Annotated in this window: 13 protein-coding genes and 1 pseudogene; 5 read left to right on the forward strand and 9 right to left on the reverse strand. The window is 68.3% G+C overall.

Going from position 1 to position 15,868, the window contains the following annotated elements:
• Positions 1-1,612 (forward strand): hypothetical protein (locus tag AQJ91_RS36715; RefSeq protein WP_199848119.1); only part of this gene is annotated, 1,612 nt, incomplete at its 5' end.
• A gap of 228 nt (positions 1,613-1,840) precedes the next feature.
• Here AQJ91_RS36715 and AQJ91_RS50780 read toward each other — a convergent pair.
• Positions 1,841-2,108, reverse strand: a pseudogene (locus AQJ91_RS50780) (DUF262 domain-containing protein); the annotation flags it as partial.
• 301 nt (positions 2,109-2,409) lie between these two features.
• Between AQJ91_RS50780 and AQJ91_RS36720 the strand changes: the two are divergent.
• Positions 2,410-4,443, forward strand: coding sequence for an N-6 DNA methylase (locus AQJ91_RS36720; protein WP_067030809.1), 2,034 nt, complete (start codon positions 2,410-2,412; stop codon positions 4,441-4,443).
• Positions 4,444-4,479: 36 nt separating this feature from the next.
• Here AQJ91_RS36720 and AQJ91_RS36725 read toward each other — a convergent pair whose 3' ends face one another.
• Positions 4,480-5,049: a TetR/AcrR family transcriptional regulator gene (locus tag AQJ91_RS36725; RefSeq protein ID WP_067030526.1), complete on the reverse strand. Its 570-nt coding sequence runs from the start codon at positions 5,047-5,049 to the stop codon at positions 4,480-4,482.
• Positions 5,050-5,444: 395 nt separating this feature from the next.
• On the opposite strand from AQJ91_RS36725, the gene AQJ91_RS54015 reads away from it, so the two are divergent.
• Positions 5,445-6,299, forward strand: a complete 855-nt coding sequence (locus AQJ91_RS54015; RefSeq protein WP_159054729.1) for a hypothetical protein — start codon at positions 5,445-5,447, stop codon at positions 6,297-6,299.
• 23 nt (positions 6,300-6,322) lie between these two features.
• On the forward strand, positions 6,323-7,201 hold the full coding sequence (locus AQJ91_RS36735) for an alpha/beta fold hydrolase (RefSeq protein ID WP_067030812.1): 879 nt from the start codon (positions 6,323-6,325) through the stop codon (positions 7,199-7,201).
• Between the two features lie 854 nt (positions 7,202-8,055).
• On the opposite strand, the gene AQJ91_RS36740 is transcribed toward AQJ91_RS36735, so the two are convergent.
• The 7 genes from AQJ91_RS36740 to AQJ91_RS36770 all read right to left on the reverse strand — a co-directional run bounded on the left by AQJ91_RS36740 (position 8,056) and on the right by AQJ91_RS36770 (position 15,343).
• A complete protein-coding gene (locus AQJ91_RS36740) occupies positions 8,056-8,484 on the reverse strand; it encodes an ester cyclase (protein ID WP_067030531.1) in 429 nt (142 codons plus the stop codon).
• Between the two features lie 66 nt (positions 8,485-8,550).
• The gene (locus AQJ91_RS56495; protein WP_067030534.1) at positions 8,551-9,648 is read right to left on the reverse strand and encodes an NmrA family NAD(P)-binding protein; all 1,098 of its coding nucleotides are present in this window, start codon (positions 9,646-9,648) and stop codon (positions 8,551-8,553) included.
• Positions 9,649-9,903: 255 nt separating this feature from the next.
• Complete coding sequence (locus AQJ91_RS54780; RefSeq protein ID WP_067030537.1) at positions 9,904-10,233, reverse strand: hypothetical protein; 330 nt, start codon at positions 10,231-10,233, stop codon at positions 9,904-9,906.
• A gap of 529 nt (positions 10,234-10,762) precedes the next feature.
• Positions 10,763-11,725: a PDR/VanB family oxidoreductase gene (locus AQJ91_RS36755; protein WP_067030540.1), complete on the reverse strand. Its 963-nt coding sequence runs from the start codon at positions 11,723-11,725 to the stop codon at positions 10,763-10,765.
• A gap of 56 nt (positions 11,726-11,781) precedes the next feature.
• Entirely contained in the window at positions 11,782-13,125 is a 1,344-nt protein-coding gene (locus AQJ91_RS36760; RefSeq protein WP_067030543.1) for an SCP2 sterol-binding domain-containing protein, read from the reverse strand.
• A gap of 791 nt (positions 13,126-13,916) precedes the next feature.
• Complete coding sequence (locus AQJ91_RS36765; protein ID WP_067030546.1) at positions 13,917-14,381, reverse strand: winged helix-turn-helix transcriptional regulator; 465 nt, start codon at positions 14,379-14,381, stop codon at positions 13,917-13,919.
• A gap of 326 nt (positions 14,382-14,707) precedes the next feature.
• Positions 14,708-15,343, reverse strand: coding sequence for an alpha/beta fold hydrolase (locus AQJ91_RS36770; protein WP_267891274.1), 636 nt, complete (start codon positions 15,341-15,343; stop codon positions 14,708-14,710).
• Between the two features lie 132 nt (positions 15,344-15,475).
• On the opposite strand from AQJ91_RS36770, the gene AQJ91_RS36775 reads away from it, so the two are divergent.
• On the forward strand, positions 15,476-15,868 hold the full coding sequence (locus AQJ91_RS36775) for a hypothetical protein (RefSeq protein WP_067030549.1): 393 nt from the start codon (positions 15,476-15,478) through the stop codon (positions 15,866-15,868).

Consider the following 15,868-nt stretch of genomic DNA (forward strand, 5'->3'; position numbering starts at 1 on the left):
GAGCGTCCCCGACGCGCTGCCGCTGGACGGGGACCGGCCGCTGGGACTGTCGTGGTCCCAGGCGAACAGCCCCGGCAAACTGGCCGCGGCCACGGCCGCCGTACTGTCCGAGCGGGGACAGACGATCACGCTCGCCCAACGACCGGACCACGCCTGGTCGATCGCCGAGTCCATCGCGGGCGGCCGGGAGCCCGTGACCGAGGCGGGTGACGACCTGCGGGCGGTCCGGGAGGTGGTCGCCGAGGAGTTCGGTGCGGACTTCCCTCTCGTTCGGCTGCTGTCCAAGGGGATCGGCGTCCACCACCGGGGGCTGCCCGAGGAGATCCGTACGCTGACGGAATTCCTCATGGAGTCGGGTGAGCTGGCCCATCTGGTGTCCACCACGACCATCGCCCAGGGGGGCAACTTCCCCGTGGCGAACGTGGTGCTGGCCTCCCACCAGTTCCCGTACGGGGTCGACATCCCCGCCCCGGACTTCTGGAATCTCGCGGGTCGCGCCGGCCGGGTCGAGCAGGGCGAGGTGGGTCTGATCGCGCTGGCCGCCCCGGACGCCGAACGCGCGGACGTGCTCAGGACGTTCGTGGCCCGGCAGATCGCGGATCTGAACTCGACGCTGATCGAGATGGTGCGGGCGGCGCTTTCCGCGTACGGGCACCTCGACCTGCACCTCCTGGCCCATCAGCCGGAGTGGTCGGCGTTCGTGCAGTATCTGGCGCACACCTACCGGCAGATCGGCGACCACGAGGAGTTCGCCGAGGAGGCCGAGCAGATCCTGCGCGGCACCCTGGGATTCCAGGACCTGCGGCGTACGCACAGCGGCTGGGCGGCGGAACTGACCCGCAGCGTACGGGAGTACGCGGAACGCCTGTCGGGGAAGGCTCTCGGTCTGGTCGACAGCACCGGTTTCTCGTGGGAGAGCGTCTCGGCCACGCTCGGGCGGCTGAGGGAGAGCCGGATCGATCGGGCCATCTGGGAAGCGCCCCTGTTCCAGGGCGACAGAGAGCCCCTGTCGAAGCTCATCGGCGTCATGCTCCAGGTGCCGGAACTCAGGGACAACCTGCACGAGATCACGGAGGAGCACGAGGGGCGCACCAGCGACTACATCGCCCGGGTCATCCAGGACTGGGTGGGCGGCGCCTCGGTGCCGCAGCTGGCGGCGGACCATTTCAAGAGGACCGGGGAGTCCGATCTCAAGGCCATCACGCGCTGTTGCCAGCGGCTGTTCGGCGGGATGACGCCCACGGTCTCCTGGGGGCTGTCCGCACTCCAGTCGCTCACCTTCGGCGGCGACTTCGCCACTCTGCCCGCGCCGACGCAGCGCGAGCTGCGCAATGTCCCGTCGTACGCCTTCTACGGCGTGCGGTCGGAGGACGCGATCGCGATGCGGCTCGCCGGGGTGCCACGCTCGGCGGCGGCCCGGATGGCCGTCGCGCTCACCCCCGACGGGGACAGAGGCGGCGATCGGGCCGGGGACGGCGAACACACCGGCTCCGCCCAGGCCCGCATCCGTACCCGGCTCGCCGCCCTGCCCGAATCCGGCTGGCAGACGGCTCTCGGGGCCAAGGGGGCGGCTTACCGGAAGGTGTGGCAGATCCTCGACGGTGTGCAGTGAGACCGGGCACGGCACAGGCGGCCGGGCGGCAGCCACCGGCCGGCCACCGCGGTCGCCCCGGCGGGCCTCCGCCAGGATGTTCGCTTCAGGACGCGGTCGCCGAGCACGGTTCCCTGACGGATGGCGTGCACGTTCTCTCCCCGGCCGGTGGCGATCAGTAGAGTGACCGTAGTTCCTGGAGGGGACGCGCCGGAGGGGGCACGGATAGCGACGCTGGGCATGCACCGGGAGGGTGGTGAGCCGCTGCTGGCCGTCGACGACGAGCCAGCGCTGCATGCCTCCCGCGGTGATCCTTCCCGGGGCGAGCACCACGGAGCCGAGGAAGTGGGTCGCGGGGGTCCTGCCCTCCAGCTGCTCCTCGACCAGCTCCAGCACGTCGTCCCAGAGCTGCCGCAGTTCGTCCTGCTGCCAGCTGTAGGTGCGCTGGTAGAGCGGCACCCTGGAACTGCTTCTCGCCCTGGACGAGCTCCTTGAACGTGGTCTCCTGAGCGTGCACTCGCCTCTCCCCCGCTGTCTGCCGGACCAGCTCATGCTCCCCGTCTGATGGGGATGGCCTCTGCCCCGGCTCGATCACCAGCGGTGACACTATCGGCCGAGCCTCAGGGCGCACACCTCGTTCCCCCCGTCGTGAGGGACCCGTCGTAGACGAAGGAGAAGGCCCGAACGGCCACGCCTGACCTGTGAACAAAGTCAATGGTCGTAGTAGCCTGACAGGCGCAAGAGGGAAGGGTGGCATGATCACGCACCCGCTGTCGGGGGCACATCCTCGTTCGATCAGAAACGCCCTGGGGGTGCAGATGACCACGCCTCGCGCCGTACCAGTGACCCTGGCCGAGATCGCTCGCCTCGCCGGTGTCGGTCGGGCTGCCGTCAGCAACTGGCGGCGGCGGCACCCGACCTTCCCCCAGCGCATCGCCGGCACCGACGTCAACCCGCAGTTCTCCATGACCGACATCGAGAACTGGCTGCGCGAGAACAAGAAACTCAAGAAGTCCGTCGAGCGGGAATGGCTCTGGCCCCGCTTCGAGATGCTCGGCGGACGCGACGAGACCGGGGACACCGTCGCACGGACGGGACGGCTCCTCGCCGGCCAGGAGGACGAGGAAGGTGGTCAACTCCCCCTCGAAGCGGCGGAATTGATTGACCGGGCCGTGGAGCTGGGGCGGCGCGAGGGGGAAGCCGAAACGTTCGCGTTCCTGCTGCGCCGGTGGCTCGACGTCCACGTACGCCAGATCGCCACGACGCCGGAGCCCCTGGCGGCACTCATGGCAGACCTCGCCCTCGGCGCGGCCAGTAGTGCCGGGAGCGGCTCAGACAGCGTCACGATCATGGATCCGGCCTGCGGCACCGGGCACCTGCTCGTGGCCGGGGCCGAAGCGGTGAAGGCATCCGGAGGCGGGGAGCCCACCCTGCTCGGCGGTGACCGCGACCCCGTCCTCGCCGCACTTGCGGACGCCCGCCTGAAACTCACCGAGAGGGAAGGCGGACGGGCCCTCACCGACGTACGAGCCGGCGACTCGCTGCGCGACGACCCCTTCGCCGACGACCCCGCCGACATCGTCCTGTGCAATCCGCCCTTCAGCGAACGGGACTGGGGGTACGAGGAGCTCGCCACCGACACCCGTTGGAGCCACGGGCTGCCCCCGCGCACCGAGCCCGAACTCGCCTGGGTCCAGCACTGCCTGGCCCGGCTGCGTCCAGGCGGCGCCGCTGTGCTGCTACTGCCGCCCGCCGTCGCCGCCAGGAAGGCCGGGCGGCGGATCCGTGGTTCACTGCTGCGCACCGGCCACCTCCGGGCCGTCGTCGCACTGCCGCCGGGATGCGCTGCACCGCACAGCGTCTCCCTGCACCTGTGGCTGCTGCGGACGCCCGCGCCCGGGGAGGAGAGGCAGGCGGGCGGGCGGCTGCTGATCGCCGACGCCGCGTCACGCTTCCCCCGGGATTCCGCGCGGGAGAGCACCCCCGCCCCCGACTGGGCGGCGATCGGCGCCTTTGTCCGCGAGGCAGTCGAACAGGCGGACTCCCCGCAGCTCCCGGCCTACGTCGCGCAGGTGCCCGTCATCGAACTCCTCGACGACGAGGTCGACCTCACTCCGGGACGCCACATCACCCCGTCCCCAGCGGACACCGCGCCCCGACTGGCCGCATCCTGGGGGGAGTTCGCCTCACTCGCCGCAAGCATGGACAAGTCGGCCCGGCTGCTCGCGGCGCTCAACCTCGTCGCAGCCACGGCGGACACACCGACGGCGACCACCGTCGCCGAACTCGCCCGCGCCGGTGCGCTCACCCTGCGCGGCGGCCAACAGCCACCGGAGGAGTCGATCCGCACCAGCCCCTCGTCCGAGGGCGACATCCCCTTCCTCACCGTTCCCGACCTGTTGGGGACGGGGGAACCCGGGGCCTGGCTCGCCCCCGACGGCGATGCGGCCCGCGAGGCAGTGATCGTCCAACCCGGGGACATCGTGGTGGTGGGCGTGGCGCGGAAATTCTCCGCCTGGGTCCACGAGGGGCCACCCACCGCCCTCGGTCCGCAGCTGCACGCCGTGCGGGTGCAGCCCGAACAGCTCGACGCCTGGTTCCTCGCCGGTTCGCTCCGCGCCCCGGCCAACGCCCGGCAGGCGGGCACCCACACGACGAGTTCCTCCCGCGTCGACGTCCGCCGCCTCCAGGTCCGCCAGGTCCCGCTCGGCGAACAGCGCCGCTACGGCGAGGTGTTCCGTGAACTGGATTCCTTCGAGCGGGTGTTGCGCCGCGCCGCCGACCTCGGCGCGGACCTCGTCCGTGGCCTCGGCGACGAACTCGCGGCGGGACGCCTGGCGAGCGGGGCGTAGGGCGGCGAGCGGGGAGCTCTCCGAAAATGCGATGCGTCAGCGCACGCCTGCTGCGTCGAGCAAGGTGGTCACCGTGGGCGCGACAAGCCCGGTCAGTTTGTCCGCCTGGATCCCCGCGCGGGCGCTGGCGCCGTCGAAGACCAGGCTGAGCTGCCGGGCCAGCAGGTCAGGGTCGCTCGCCCCGCCGCGCTCGGCCTCGGCACGGAAGAAGGCGGTCAGGTTCTCCTTGACCTGATGGGCGACCCGACTCGCGGGGTGGCTCTGATCCTTGAGCTCGATCTGCACGGCCAGGTACCGGCAGCCTCGGAACTCGGGCGCCCCTGCCTGCGATTCCACCTGCTCGAAGACGTGCAGGATCCGCTCGCGGGGTGACCGGCCGTCGTCCGTCGCGGGCAGGAGAGTCGCCACGTAGGCGGAGGCGCGCTCCTTCAGGCTTACCGCCAGGAGTTCGTCCTTGCTCTCGAACAGCTGGTACATGGAGCGCTTCGACACCCCCGCCGCCTTGCACAGCGCCTCGACGCCGATGCCGACGCCGTCTCGGTAGGTGAGCGTGGCCGCCGCCTCCAGCAGCCGCTCCCTGGGGCTCAATTTCACTTCGGTGGTCATACCGCGAGGTTAACCCGAAACGGACGAAATGAAAACCGATCGGTTTCCATGGGGGTTCCGGGCAGAGGCTCGGCGACGGCCTGGGGAAAGGCCGTCGCCGAGCCCTGATGGTGCGCGCGCCTGCGGTCCGGCAGCGACATGCACCGGGGCCACTCCGAGTGATGGCCCCGTCCTGAGGGGATGTGAGGTGGCTTCCGCTATGCCGGGACGGCGGTCTTCTCGGGCTTCGCCTCCTCCGGGACGCGGTGCAGCCCCTTGCGGTCGTACCACCAAGCCCCTGTGGATCGAGCCCGCGCTGCCCGGCACCCGCACCAGTTCACCACCGTAAACTGATCGGTTTCCGAGCGCAAGCCCGCGCTGCGGGCAGCTCCCGGGGCCGCCAGGCCTTCAACAGGGTGGAGCGCGACTTCGACGCCTACACGGTGAAGTCCATCGACGCGCTGCTGATGCATAAGTCCGACGGGAACATCGAGCCCAACATGCCGATCATGCCGTTCGCGCCGATCTTCGGACTCTCCATGGACCACGAGGTGTTCCGGGTGCCCCGTATGCGGGCTGCGGGAGCAGTACGACCAGCTGGGCAACAGCACGCAAGCCGCGGCGACCGGGCTCGGCACCATCGGCCGCCTGGTCGTGAGCGCCGCTGCGCTGATGCGCCTGCTGCCCGCGGCGATCGGGACAAGCGGCGTGCCACCCATCAAGCTGTTCGGCATCGGCATGGTGTTCGCAGTCCTGACGGACGCGCATCCTGCCAGGAACGGCCGTCACGAGACCGCCGGTCAGGGCGGCCTGATGGGCTCCGGGCCCGCTTCTACGACCGGTTCGGCATCAAGGAGACCGACGTGTCCGCCGGAACCGACGAGCGGGCGCCTGTCGCCTGTCGCCTGTCGCCTGTCGCCTGCGAGCGGGGCACCGGCGACATGGGGGCACCCCGCCGTGGACCCACTCCGCCGACCACTCCTCTCCCCCGTCGGCGCAACGATGATGGCGGTGGTTCGATCACCATGCACGTGGAAAGCCTGACCAGCACCCTCTTCGACGGCGAAGGTATGCACTGCCACCAGCCCGCCGCCCTGCACCTCACCCACCCCGACACCATGCCGAAGCAACCCTCCGACACGGTCGGGAAAGCCGGTCTCAAGCTCCGACTCGGCGGCCCGATTCGGCTGATGCCGTCCTTGAGCTTGCGCCTGGAAACCGATCGGTTTACCGTGATGGAAACCGATCGGTTTCCCAGTCTGTGGAGGTAGCCATGACCGCGTTGAAGGGCGAGATGCCCAGCCAGGAGTCACGTCCCACGATCCACATTCCAGGGACCACCAGCCACACCATCGCCCCGCGCGCGGGACGCTACAGCCGCGAGGGATCCCTGCGCTACCTCAAGGCGGGCACCGGTGCCCCCCTGGTCCTGCTGCACACCGTGCGCACCCAGGCCGAACACTTCCGCCACCTCATCCCGCTGATCGCGGACCACTACACCGTGTACGCCCTCGACCTGCCCGGGATGGGCTACTCCGAGATCGTGCCCGGCGCGTCGTACGAAGAGCCGGCCATGCGCGCGGGCGTCAAGCGGCTCCTGACCGAACTCGACCTCCACGACGTCACACTGGTCGGGGAGTCCATGGGGGCGGTGCTCGCCCTGACCACCACGGCCGATCTGCCGGAGCGGGTACGGCGCGTCGTCGCGGTGAACGCGTACGACTTCCGCGGCGGGATCGCCCGGTCGAGCCTTCTCGCCCGTGTGGTGGTCAGCGGTGTCCTCGCCCCGGGGGTGGGTCCGGTGATCGCCGGCGTGGAGCCCAAGCCCGCCCTCAGCAAGATCCTGCAGGGCGGCCTCGGCGACAAGAGCGCCCTGCGGGAGGACTACGTGGACGAACTCCTCCAGGTGGGCCGCCGCCCCGGCTACCCGACCGTCGCCCGAGCCGTGTACCAGGCCCTGCCCAGCCTCATCGCCGCCCGCTCGCACTACCCCGAGATCAAGGCCCCCGTCCACCTCGTCTACGGGGAGAAGGACTGGTCCCGGCCCTCGGACCGGGAGGCCAACAAGAGGCTGCTGCCGGCCGCCGACTTCACACAGGTGCCCAAGGCCGGTCACTTCATCACCCTGGAACGGCCCGACGTGCTGGCCGACCTGTTGAACGCGGTGGCGTGACCGCCCCGAGAGTGCCGTGGCCACCCCCGTTCGGGTGTAGTGCGTAGCGGCCGCTTCAACGACGAGCTCAGCAGGGCCAAGAAGCAGGCCGCCGCCGGCATCCCCTTCGACCCGTACGGCGCCGGCTGACAGCACACGAACGGCCCTCCGGGTGCGAGGCACCCGGAGGGCCGTTCGTTCGTGCATCTCGGGCCGCAGTCTTGCTGAAGAGGATGTCCCAACGAGCGACTCTGCCGGGGCCTTGACAGTCCTCGGCGGATGGGCACGATCAACCGGCATGCTCGGGCTCGGTTTCGAAGGTGAACGACTGTCGTTGAGGTGCCCGGTGTCCATCTGTCCTCGCTGCGCCGTGCAGATTCGCGCCGTGACGCCGGTGGCCCGCGTGAGCAATCCCCGCTGTACGGCGATGTGGGTACGCGACCGGCTGGACAACTGTGGCGGGACGAGGACTTCGAAGCCCAGTACCCGCGCGACGGACGCTGCAGGCCGGCGCCCGCCCAGCTCGCCACGATCCGTGTCCTGCGGTTCCTGCTTGACCTGTCGGGCCGGCAGGCGGTGGGGGTGCGGTGCGCCGCCGCCTCGCGAAAATCGACCGCGCCGACCGGCTGCTCGACCTGACGCGAGAGCGGCTCAAGGTGGCCGGCCTGCTCACAGCGTGGGGGGAAGGAGAACACTTTCCCGGACGACCTCGCCCCATTTCCCGCTCCCCCACCCCGAGTACCTGCGTGGCAAGGGCACCGCGCTCCTGCGGGAACTCACCGCAGCCTGTCCGGAGGTGCGCGGACTCGCTCGCTCAGCAGCCGAGTCCGCTCAGCGCCGCCAGGGGCGGGCATTGTCCGAGAAGATCTCGATCTTCACGCAGACTGCGCGCCGCTGCTGATCTGCTGGGTGAGCTTGAGCAGTTCTTCGACGTGGTGGATCTCGGTGATCTCGCCGTCGACAACGCGGATGATGTCGGTGCCGTTGATGTCGACCGGGTTGCCGCTGGCGGCGAACCCGAAGGCGTCTCCGGTGTGGGTCCCGGTCATCCGCCAGTGCAGGACCACCCAGCCGCCGGGAAGCTCCTGCTGGAACAGGATCCGGTGCTGCGTGCCGGTGAATCCGTCGCGGACCGCGGCGATCAGCGCTCGCATGCCGTCGATGCCCGAGGCGGCGTCGCCGGCGGGGTTGTGGTCGATCACATCCGGGGCGAACACCTCATCCGCCCCGGCGACATTCCCGGTGTCGTAGAGCTCAAGGTTGCGCGCGACGACCCGCAACGCGGTGCTCGTGGCCGAGCGCACTACGGGTTCCGATCGCCCGCTCCTGACCGTGTTGGACGGGCCGTAGGCGGCGCTGATCGCGTCCGTCTACAACTTGCCCGTCCGGAAATCCGCGCTGCTCTTGAGGACCGCGGAGTCCATGGTCCAGTTCTCCGGCTGAACCCTCTCCCAGAGACTTCCCTTGCCGAGTTCCCTTCCCAACTGGTCTTCGCGGCGGAACCACTCCTCAGCGCTTCGGATCCTGTTGGGGTGGATTTCGTCGAGCAGAGCGTAGTCCCTGGTGATAATTCCGTGCCTCCACACGTTCCAGAAGCCCGTGAAATTGTCGCGGAAGCTCATCGTGCTCTTGTCGTTGGGGTCGGCATTGTAACCGGCAGGATGATCAGCGACATTCTTCAGGTCCGGACTGTTCCAATATGTTTCCAGATCGATGTCGATGTACTGCGCCGGATGCCCGGTGACCTTCTCGAATGCCGCAGCCATATCGGCATAGGTCATGTGCTCGATGGCGACTTCGAGGTCCATGCCATTGGCCCGCTCCGGGTGGTCGAAGAGCCAGCGGACATAGAATCCGCAGTCTTCGAGAGCCACGTGCGGAACGGCTCCCTCGCCCAGCGGGACTCGCCACGTGACGACACCGTCCTCGATGCTGGGCGTCATGGGCGTGAGCGGCGAGATCACCATCTCGATGTAGGGACCTGACGTGAAGACCGCCGCTCCCATCCGGTCCCTGTTCTTTTCGTTCTGGAACAGTACCCATTCGGCCATGCGGCCTTTGCCGTCATAGTGGCCGGTGCGGAACCTGGAGTCGTAGCCTGACTTCTTGAGGGCATAGTCGAGGTTTCCGTAGACGAAGAACTTGATTCCTTCTTCGATCGCTATCTCATAACTGCGGATGGCCCAGTAGGTCTCGGCTTTCTCACCGGTGTTGAACCCGTCGATATTGACGAACGCCCCGTCGCAGCTGCGAAATCCTTCGCGCAGCACCTCCTCGTCGGCGAATGACCCTTCGAGGATGGAGACGTTGCCGAGCGCGAGGAGTTCCTGGGCCCGGGGGGAGGTGGCATCCCGGGTGAGGACCCGGACGGAGTACTTCTTGTCCGCGACAAGAGCGCGGACGATGGGCATCCCTTGGGCCCCTGTACCGCCGATAACGAAGATGGTGGAGGTGGCATGAGAGGACATGGTTTTTGACTCCAGAGGTACGCACGCGATCAGCACGCGCCGGGTGCGGCGCGTTCGGGACTGATCTCTGCATCAGCTTGGCGATCAACGACTCCGACCGACTGACGCTGCGCCGATGCCCGTGGGCCACAAGCGCTTCGGAAACCGATCGGTTTCACATCACCGTACACCGATCGGTTTCCGGGCGGCAAGCGCTCGGGGATCCGGTTCTCACAGCTGAGCGGTGCGGAGGTGCTTGCGGGCTCGGCGCGTGGGTCACGCACCACGTGAGCAGGCGTCGATGGTCGGCGTTGCGGAAGCCGAAGGGCCTGACCACCGGCGGCGCCCCCACCGTCGCGGCGCGGTGAACCCCGGCGAGGCCGGGACGGCCTCCTCACGGGCGCCCGCCGTGACGTACTCGCTGTCGGTAGGGCCGAGCGTGGCGGCGTGCTCGAAGAACACCGCCACGGTGTACCGCCCCTGGAGGAGGGACCAGCCGTGGTGGCCGTCGTAGCTGAGACTGCCGTATTGCGGATCCTCCAGGTACAGCTTCCACAGCGCGCGTTCGCCGCGGTGGACGACTGAATCCTGGTCGAGCTTGAGCACTGGGTCACCAACAGCACGGCGACCAGGCAGGCAAGCGGCCGGCCACTGCCGCAGGAAGACAAGGAGGGCCGCTCCGGTCCGTAGCGCCGTTCAAGGGCCACTTCGCGAGCGTACTGTTGAGGAGAACGTGACCGGCATCGGTCTCCCGCACGACGCGCAGCAGTCTGGGCTCTTCCCGGGAGATGTGGTCGATCACGGCGGTGGTGCAGGCGGGTGCAATGCTCCGCAGGAGGCTCTGGCCCGGCTCGGCGCACGCCTGCCGACCTCCTTGAATGTGCGCATCGCGTCGACCGCGGCGACGATCCGACTCATCATCTGCGCGGTCTGCCCAGGTGGTCTCGCCGAACTGACGGCTGAAGGCCCAGTCCGGGGAGCCGGTGGCCGTGGACAGCAAGAGCCCCCGCCCACGTCTTCCTCGCGGTGATGGCGCACTTCAGTGTGTTCGTGCGACCCGACCTGAAGCGAACCGTCAACGCCCGACCACCCACAGGACAGGCTGCGCGGCCCGGTCATCTGCTCCCGAAGTGGATCAGAGGTCGAGGACCAGGCGGTTGCCCTTGGCCCGGGAGACGCAGATCATCATGGTGTCGCCCGCGGCATGCTCCTGGGCGTCCAGGACCGAGTCGCGGTGGTCGATCTCCCCGGACAGCACTTTCGTCTCGCAGGTTCCGCAGATTCCCTCCTCGCACGACGTCATCACCGGCACACCGGCACCTTCGACGGCTTCAAGAACGGACATGTCCTCAGAGACCAGCAGCTTCTTGCCGGACCGGGCCAGCTCGACCTCGAAGCTGCTCTGCGGCCCGGCGGTGGCGTCCTTCTTCGGGGCGAAGCGCTCCAGGTGCAGAGATCCGCTCGGCCACTTCTCGCACCCGGCCTCGACCGCCGCAAGCAGCGGTTCCGGACCGCAGCTGTAGACGGCTGTCTTCCGCTGCGGCTTGCCGAGCAGCGAAGCCAGGTCCAGCAGCCCGTATTCATCCTGCGGCCGCAGGCTCACCCGCTCTCCGTAGGCCCGCTGCAGAGTCTCACCGAACGCCATCGAAGCTCGGGTGCGGCCCCCGTAGACGAGGCGCCAGTCGGCGCGGGTCGCGTTGACGGCTGCCACCATGGGCAGGATCGGGGTGATCCCGATTCCGCCCGCGATGAACAAGTACTTTTTGGCCTTCACGAGCGGAAAATGGTTGCGCGGCCCACGGACGCGCACCGACTCACCTTCCGTGAGCCCGTCGTGCACGTGACTCGACCCGCCGCGGCTTTCCGGTTCACGCAGCACCGCGACCTGAAACCGGGACCGATCTCCCGGGTCCCCGCACAGTGAGTACTGCCGGACCAGGTCGGCTCGCAGTATCAGATCGATGTGGGCTCCCGGCTGCCATTCCGGCAGTGGACGGCCTCCCGGGTCGCGGAACGTCAGCAGCACGACGCCTTCGGCCATCGTTTCCTTACGTTCCAACACGAGGTCAAGCTCGACTTCGGTGCTGAGAGTGCTCATGATCCGCCTTTCATTTCTCACGGTGATGAATCGGTGATGCGTTCTTTCCTGACCGATCAGGACGGGAAGCAGCGGCCGAAGTCGCGCAGCAGTCGGGGGGATCCCTGCAGCTTGATCTGGCGCCGCACCAGTGCCCACGCCAACAGCGAAGGCTTGCTGAGGAAACGCAGCCAGGTCCGCGTGTCGGCGGTGATCCTCAGATCCGGCTCACCGTGATGTCCGTCGGCGACCTCGAGTTCGCGGTCGCGGATGGTCACGGTGATCTGCCGGGACTCGTCACCGGTGAAGGTGAAGTGGTAGGTGGCGGACATGTCCTTGGCCTGTTCGCGCTGAAAGATCAGCGGCAGGCCTTCCACCAGACCGTCGATGCTGTTCGCTCGCAGACTCATCGCCACATGCTTCGTGCGCTTGTTCGGGAACCGGTCGGCCACGTGCTGCTCGGCGTCGGAACCCGGGACGACGTAGACGGTCTCTTCCTTGTCCATCAGTGGGCGCACGACCTGGGTCAGATGTGCCTTGCGATCATCCAGCCAGGGGCCGATGACGTCCTCGCCGGCCGGGCAGACCGACATGCAGTAGGCCGCTTTGTAGTTGGCGCCGAAGGACAGGCTCTGCCACATCGAGGCGCTCTCGCTGTCGCTCACTCGCGCACGGTAGTCGTGGGCGTTACGGCTTTCGGCGACCTGTTCGGCCCAGTCGCCGAAGCCCCCCATGAACTCGCGGTAGTTGTGCGTGTAGCAGGCGGAGAAGTTGAAGTGGCCGTCGGAGGCGATCGCCCCGGTCGGGCAGGCGGTCACGCACAGCTTGCATTCCAGGCAGGGGTTGTACTCGATGGGCCGGGTGTATTCGCTGACCTCGGCGTCGATAAGGATCGTGCCCAGCAGGATGAAGTTGCCGAATGTGGGGTGGATGACGTTGCGGTGGATGCCCATCTTGCCGAGCCCGGCCGCCACGGCGACCGGCTTGTGCGAGACGACCCACGCCTTCCTGGGGAACTTGTCCATCTCCATCGGAAAACCCATCGCGGGGTTGATGGCGCGCACGCCCACCGCTTCCAGCTCGCCCACCACGTGCCGGCCGACCTCGTTGGATTCGTCACCGGTGTGATGAAACTCCAGGTTGGCGACCGAGCGCGCAGGAGTACGGACGTTCTCCCGGTTCATTCGGGACACGACGCTGATCAACGTCCGGACACCCGGCAGCGCGGCGTCCAGGTCCTCTCGCTGGTCGGCGATGTCCGGCCGGTCGATCTCGACGAAGCCGACGTCGTCCGCACCCGCGTCGAGACACAGCTGGCGCAGCCACGACGCATCCAGCGGCTCGGCGGGCCGGGCGGCGGTGCGGTCACGCCGGCGGACTTGGACGACGGTGGGATGGTCTTCGAGCTTGTTCCTGGCCATCGAGCGTCACCTCACGGGGCGGGGATACTTTCAAGTTTCATGAAGCAACTCGGACCTTAGCCGCGCGAGTTTCGTGAAGCAACTTAGGGTCGAGCTGTGCTGCCAGTGCCCCGGCAGGCCAACGTTCGCCCGTTAAAGGAGCGGCGTCCGGTGCGTGCTCTCGGCGTGCCGGGTACAAGCCCCCGTACTGGACGTACTTGGGTTTGTGCCCGGTGCGGCGAGTGGGGGCACCTCCCACGCCCTTAAGGCAGTGGGGGAGCGTGCCGGGCGTCGCGACGGGGCGAATGGTGCCTGTTGGGGCACTAGCAGCTACTGCAGCGGCAGGAGGGTGGGCTCCGGTGGTTCACGCCGGCAGGCAAACATGGGAGAGGCTGCTGGAGTTCGTCATCTGGTCGGCCGTCCACCACCGCTTCTGCTACGGAGGACGGAAGGCCGGCTTACCGCGGCGTCGGCAAAGCAGTCGGGCGCGGGATGTCGAAGTGGAGAGACGGATCACCGACAGCGGGCAGTTCAACCCTGCCTGAGCAAAGAGCGGGTCGGCTGGCCCGTCAGCCGCCCTTGCATCGGTCCAGACGACGGTCGAACTGGTGATGACGCGTACTCAGCAGGCGGAAAGCGGGGGTGGCCCGCCCGTCAGTCGCGATGCAGATCTCTCCACGGAGAGGATCATCGTTGAGCGTCAACCGCGCGCCGTGATGATGTGGAACAGACCTCACGCGGACCACCCCTGATCGCGACTCGGTACGCACCCCAGCTGGTGGCGGCGAGTCCGTCGAGGAATATTTCGGATGTCAGGCCGGCGAGTCGGTGAGTGCCGGGCCGGGAAGCAGATGAACGGCGTCCGGGCCCACCACTTGTCCGCAGTGGGTGCACACGAGCTGTTCCCGAACGCCGCCTCCGCATCCCGCATGGCTCGTGACCCGCGGAGGGCCGACCGGATCCTCGGCGTGCTCATCGCCCCAGTGCATCAAAGAAAGCAACGCGGTGAGCAGGTCCTTGGCCTTGCTCGTCGGCTGGTACTCATAGCGGGCGGGCCGCTCCTGGTAACAGACCCGATCCAGCAGCCCGTCGTCGACCAGCTTGGAGAGGCGGTTGGTGAGTACATTGCGGGCGACACCGAGACTGTCCTGAAATTCCTCGAACCGGCGCAGGCCAAGCAGCGCGTCGCGAATGATCAGCAAGGTCCAGCGCTCGCCCACAACCTCCAGAGTCCTGGCGATGGAGCACAGTTGACTGTCGTATGTTCGGCCCAGCATGCTGCGAATTTAGCACGTTGCGTCAAGCAACTGACAGCTTCGAGGAGTGAGGTCGCTCGCCCTCGGGCAGGCGGCGAGCGCAGCGGCTCGGTCCGTGACCGGCGAGTCCGCGGAAGGTCAGCGCCCGCGTCGGGTCACCAGTGCCGGCGTCTCCCCGGGTCCGGTGCGTCACGCAGCTGAGCCTGAACATCGCCCACTCCATCGGCATCACCGCCAAGTACCCCTCCCTCACCCACCACGACGCCGTTGCGCGACATCGTGGAGTCGAAATTCATCCCGCTCCACCCCCGAACGGGACGGGAGTGGCCACGGCACTGTTGGGGCGGTCACGCCGCCGCGTTCAACAGGTCGGCCACCACCTCCGGCCTCTCCAGTGCGTCGAAGTGGTGCGCTCCCGGCACCTGTGTGAAATCGGCGGCGGGCAGCAGCCTCTTGTTGGCCTCACGGTCCGCGGGCCGGGACCAGTCGTTCTCGCCGTAGACGAGGTGGACGGGGGCCTTGACCTCGGGGTAGCGCGCGCGGGCCGCGATGAGGCTGGGCATGTTCCGGTACAGAGCGCGGGCGACGGTCGGGAAGCCGGGACGCCTGCCTGACCGGAGGAGCTCGTCCAGGTAGTCCTCCCGAAAAGCGGTCTTGTCGCCCACGCCGCCCTGCAGGATTCTGCGCAGGACGGGCTTGGGTTCCTGCTGGGCGATCACCGGGCCCACCCCAGGAGCGATGATCCCGCCGGTCACCACGCGCGCGAGGACACTGGAGCGGGCGATGCCGTCGCGGTAGTCGTACGCGTTCACCGCGACGACACGCCGTACCCGCTCCGGCAGATCGGCCGCGGTGGTCAGGGCGAGCACCCCGCCCAACGACTCCCCGACCAATGTCACGTCGTGTGGGCCTGCGTGCCGCGAGCGCGGCGGCCCGCTCCCTGGCCGGAACTGGAGGCGCCGACGCGTGACGTGACTTCGCACGGATCTGCCCAGGTCTGGATACGGCGCACTGGAACCAGGGCAACGTCACCGCTTCCACGTGCGACATGGCGCACTGCCCCGTAGTACCGTTTCGATTGGTAGGAAACGACGTCACGAGAACCGGAGCCCAGCATGCCTGCGGCAGGAGAGACGGAACGCGCCCCCAACATCGGGAAGGCCGTATGGGAGAGCGCAGGCGAACGCGCCAAGAGCGAGGGACTACCTCTCATCTGGATCATGAGCCGAGCCCTCACCGACTACGCCGCCGGGGCCCTCACCCTGTCCCGTACCACCGCCAGCTCGGAGGCCGGGCCCCGCCGCGGCCGGACCATCTTCGCAACCGACACCGTATGGACCAGCGCCGGCAGGCGTCGCGCAAAGGACCAGGTCCGCTCGATGTCCGCGCTCTGCGAGATCCTTCTGGACGCCTACGCCCGAGGCGAGATCCACCCGTACGCATGCATGGTCACCACTGCCCAGCGTGACGAACTCAAGCAGACCACGCCCGCCCCCGTAGCCGCCTGA

The organism is Streptomyces dysideae (assembly GCF_001514305.1).
Lineage (GTDB): Bacteria > Actinomycetota > Actinomycetes > Streptomycetales > Streptomycetaceae > Streptomyces > Streptomyces dysideae.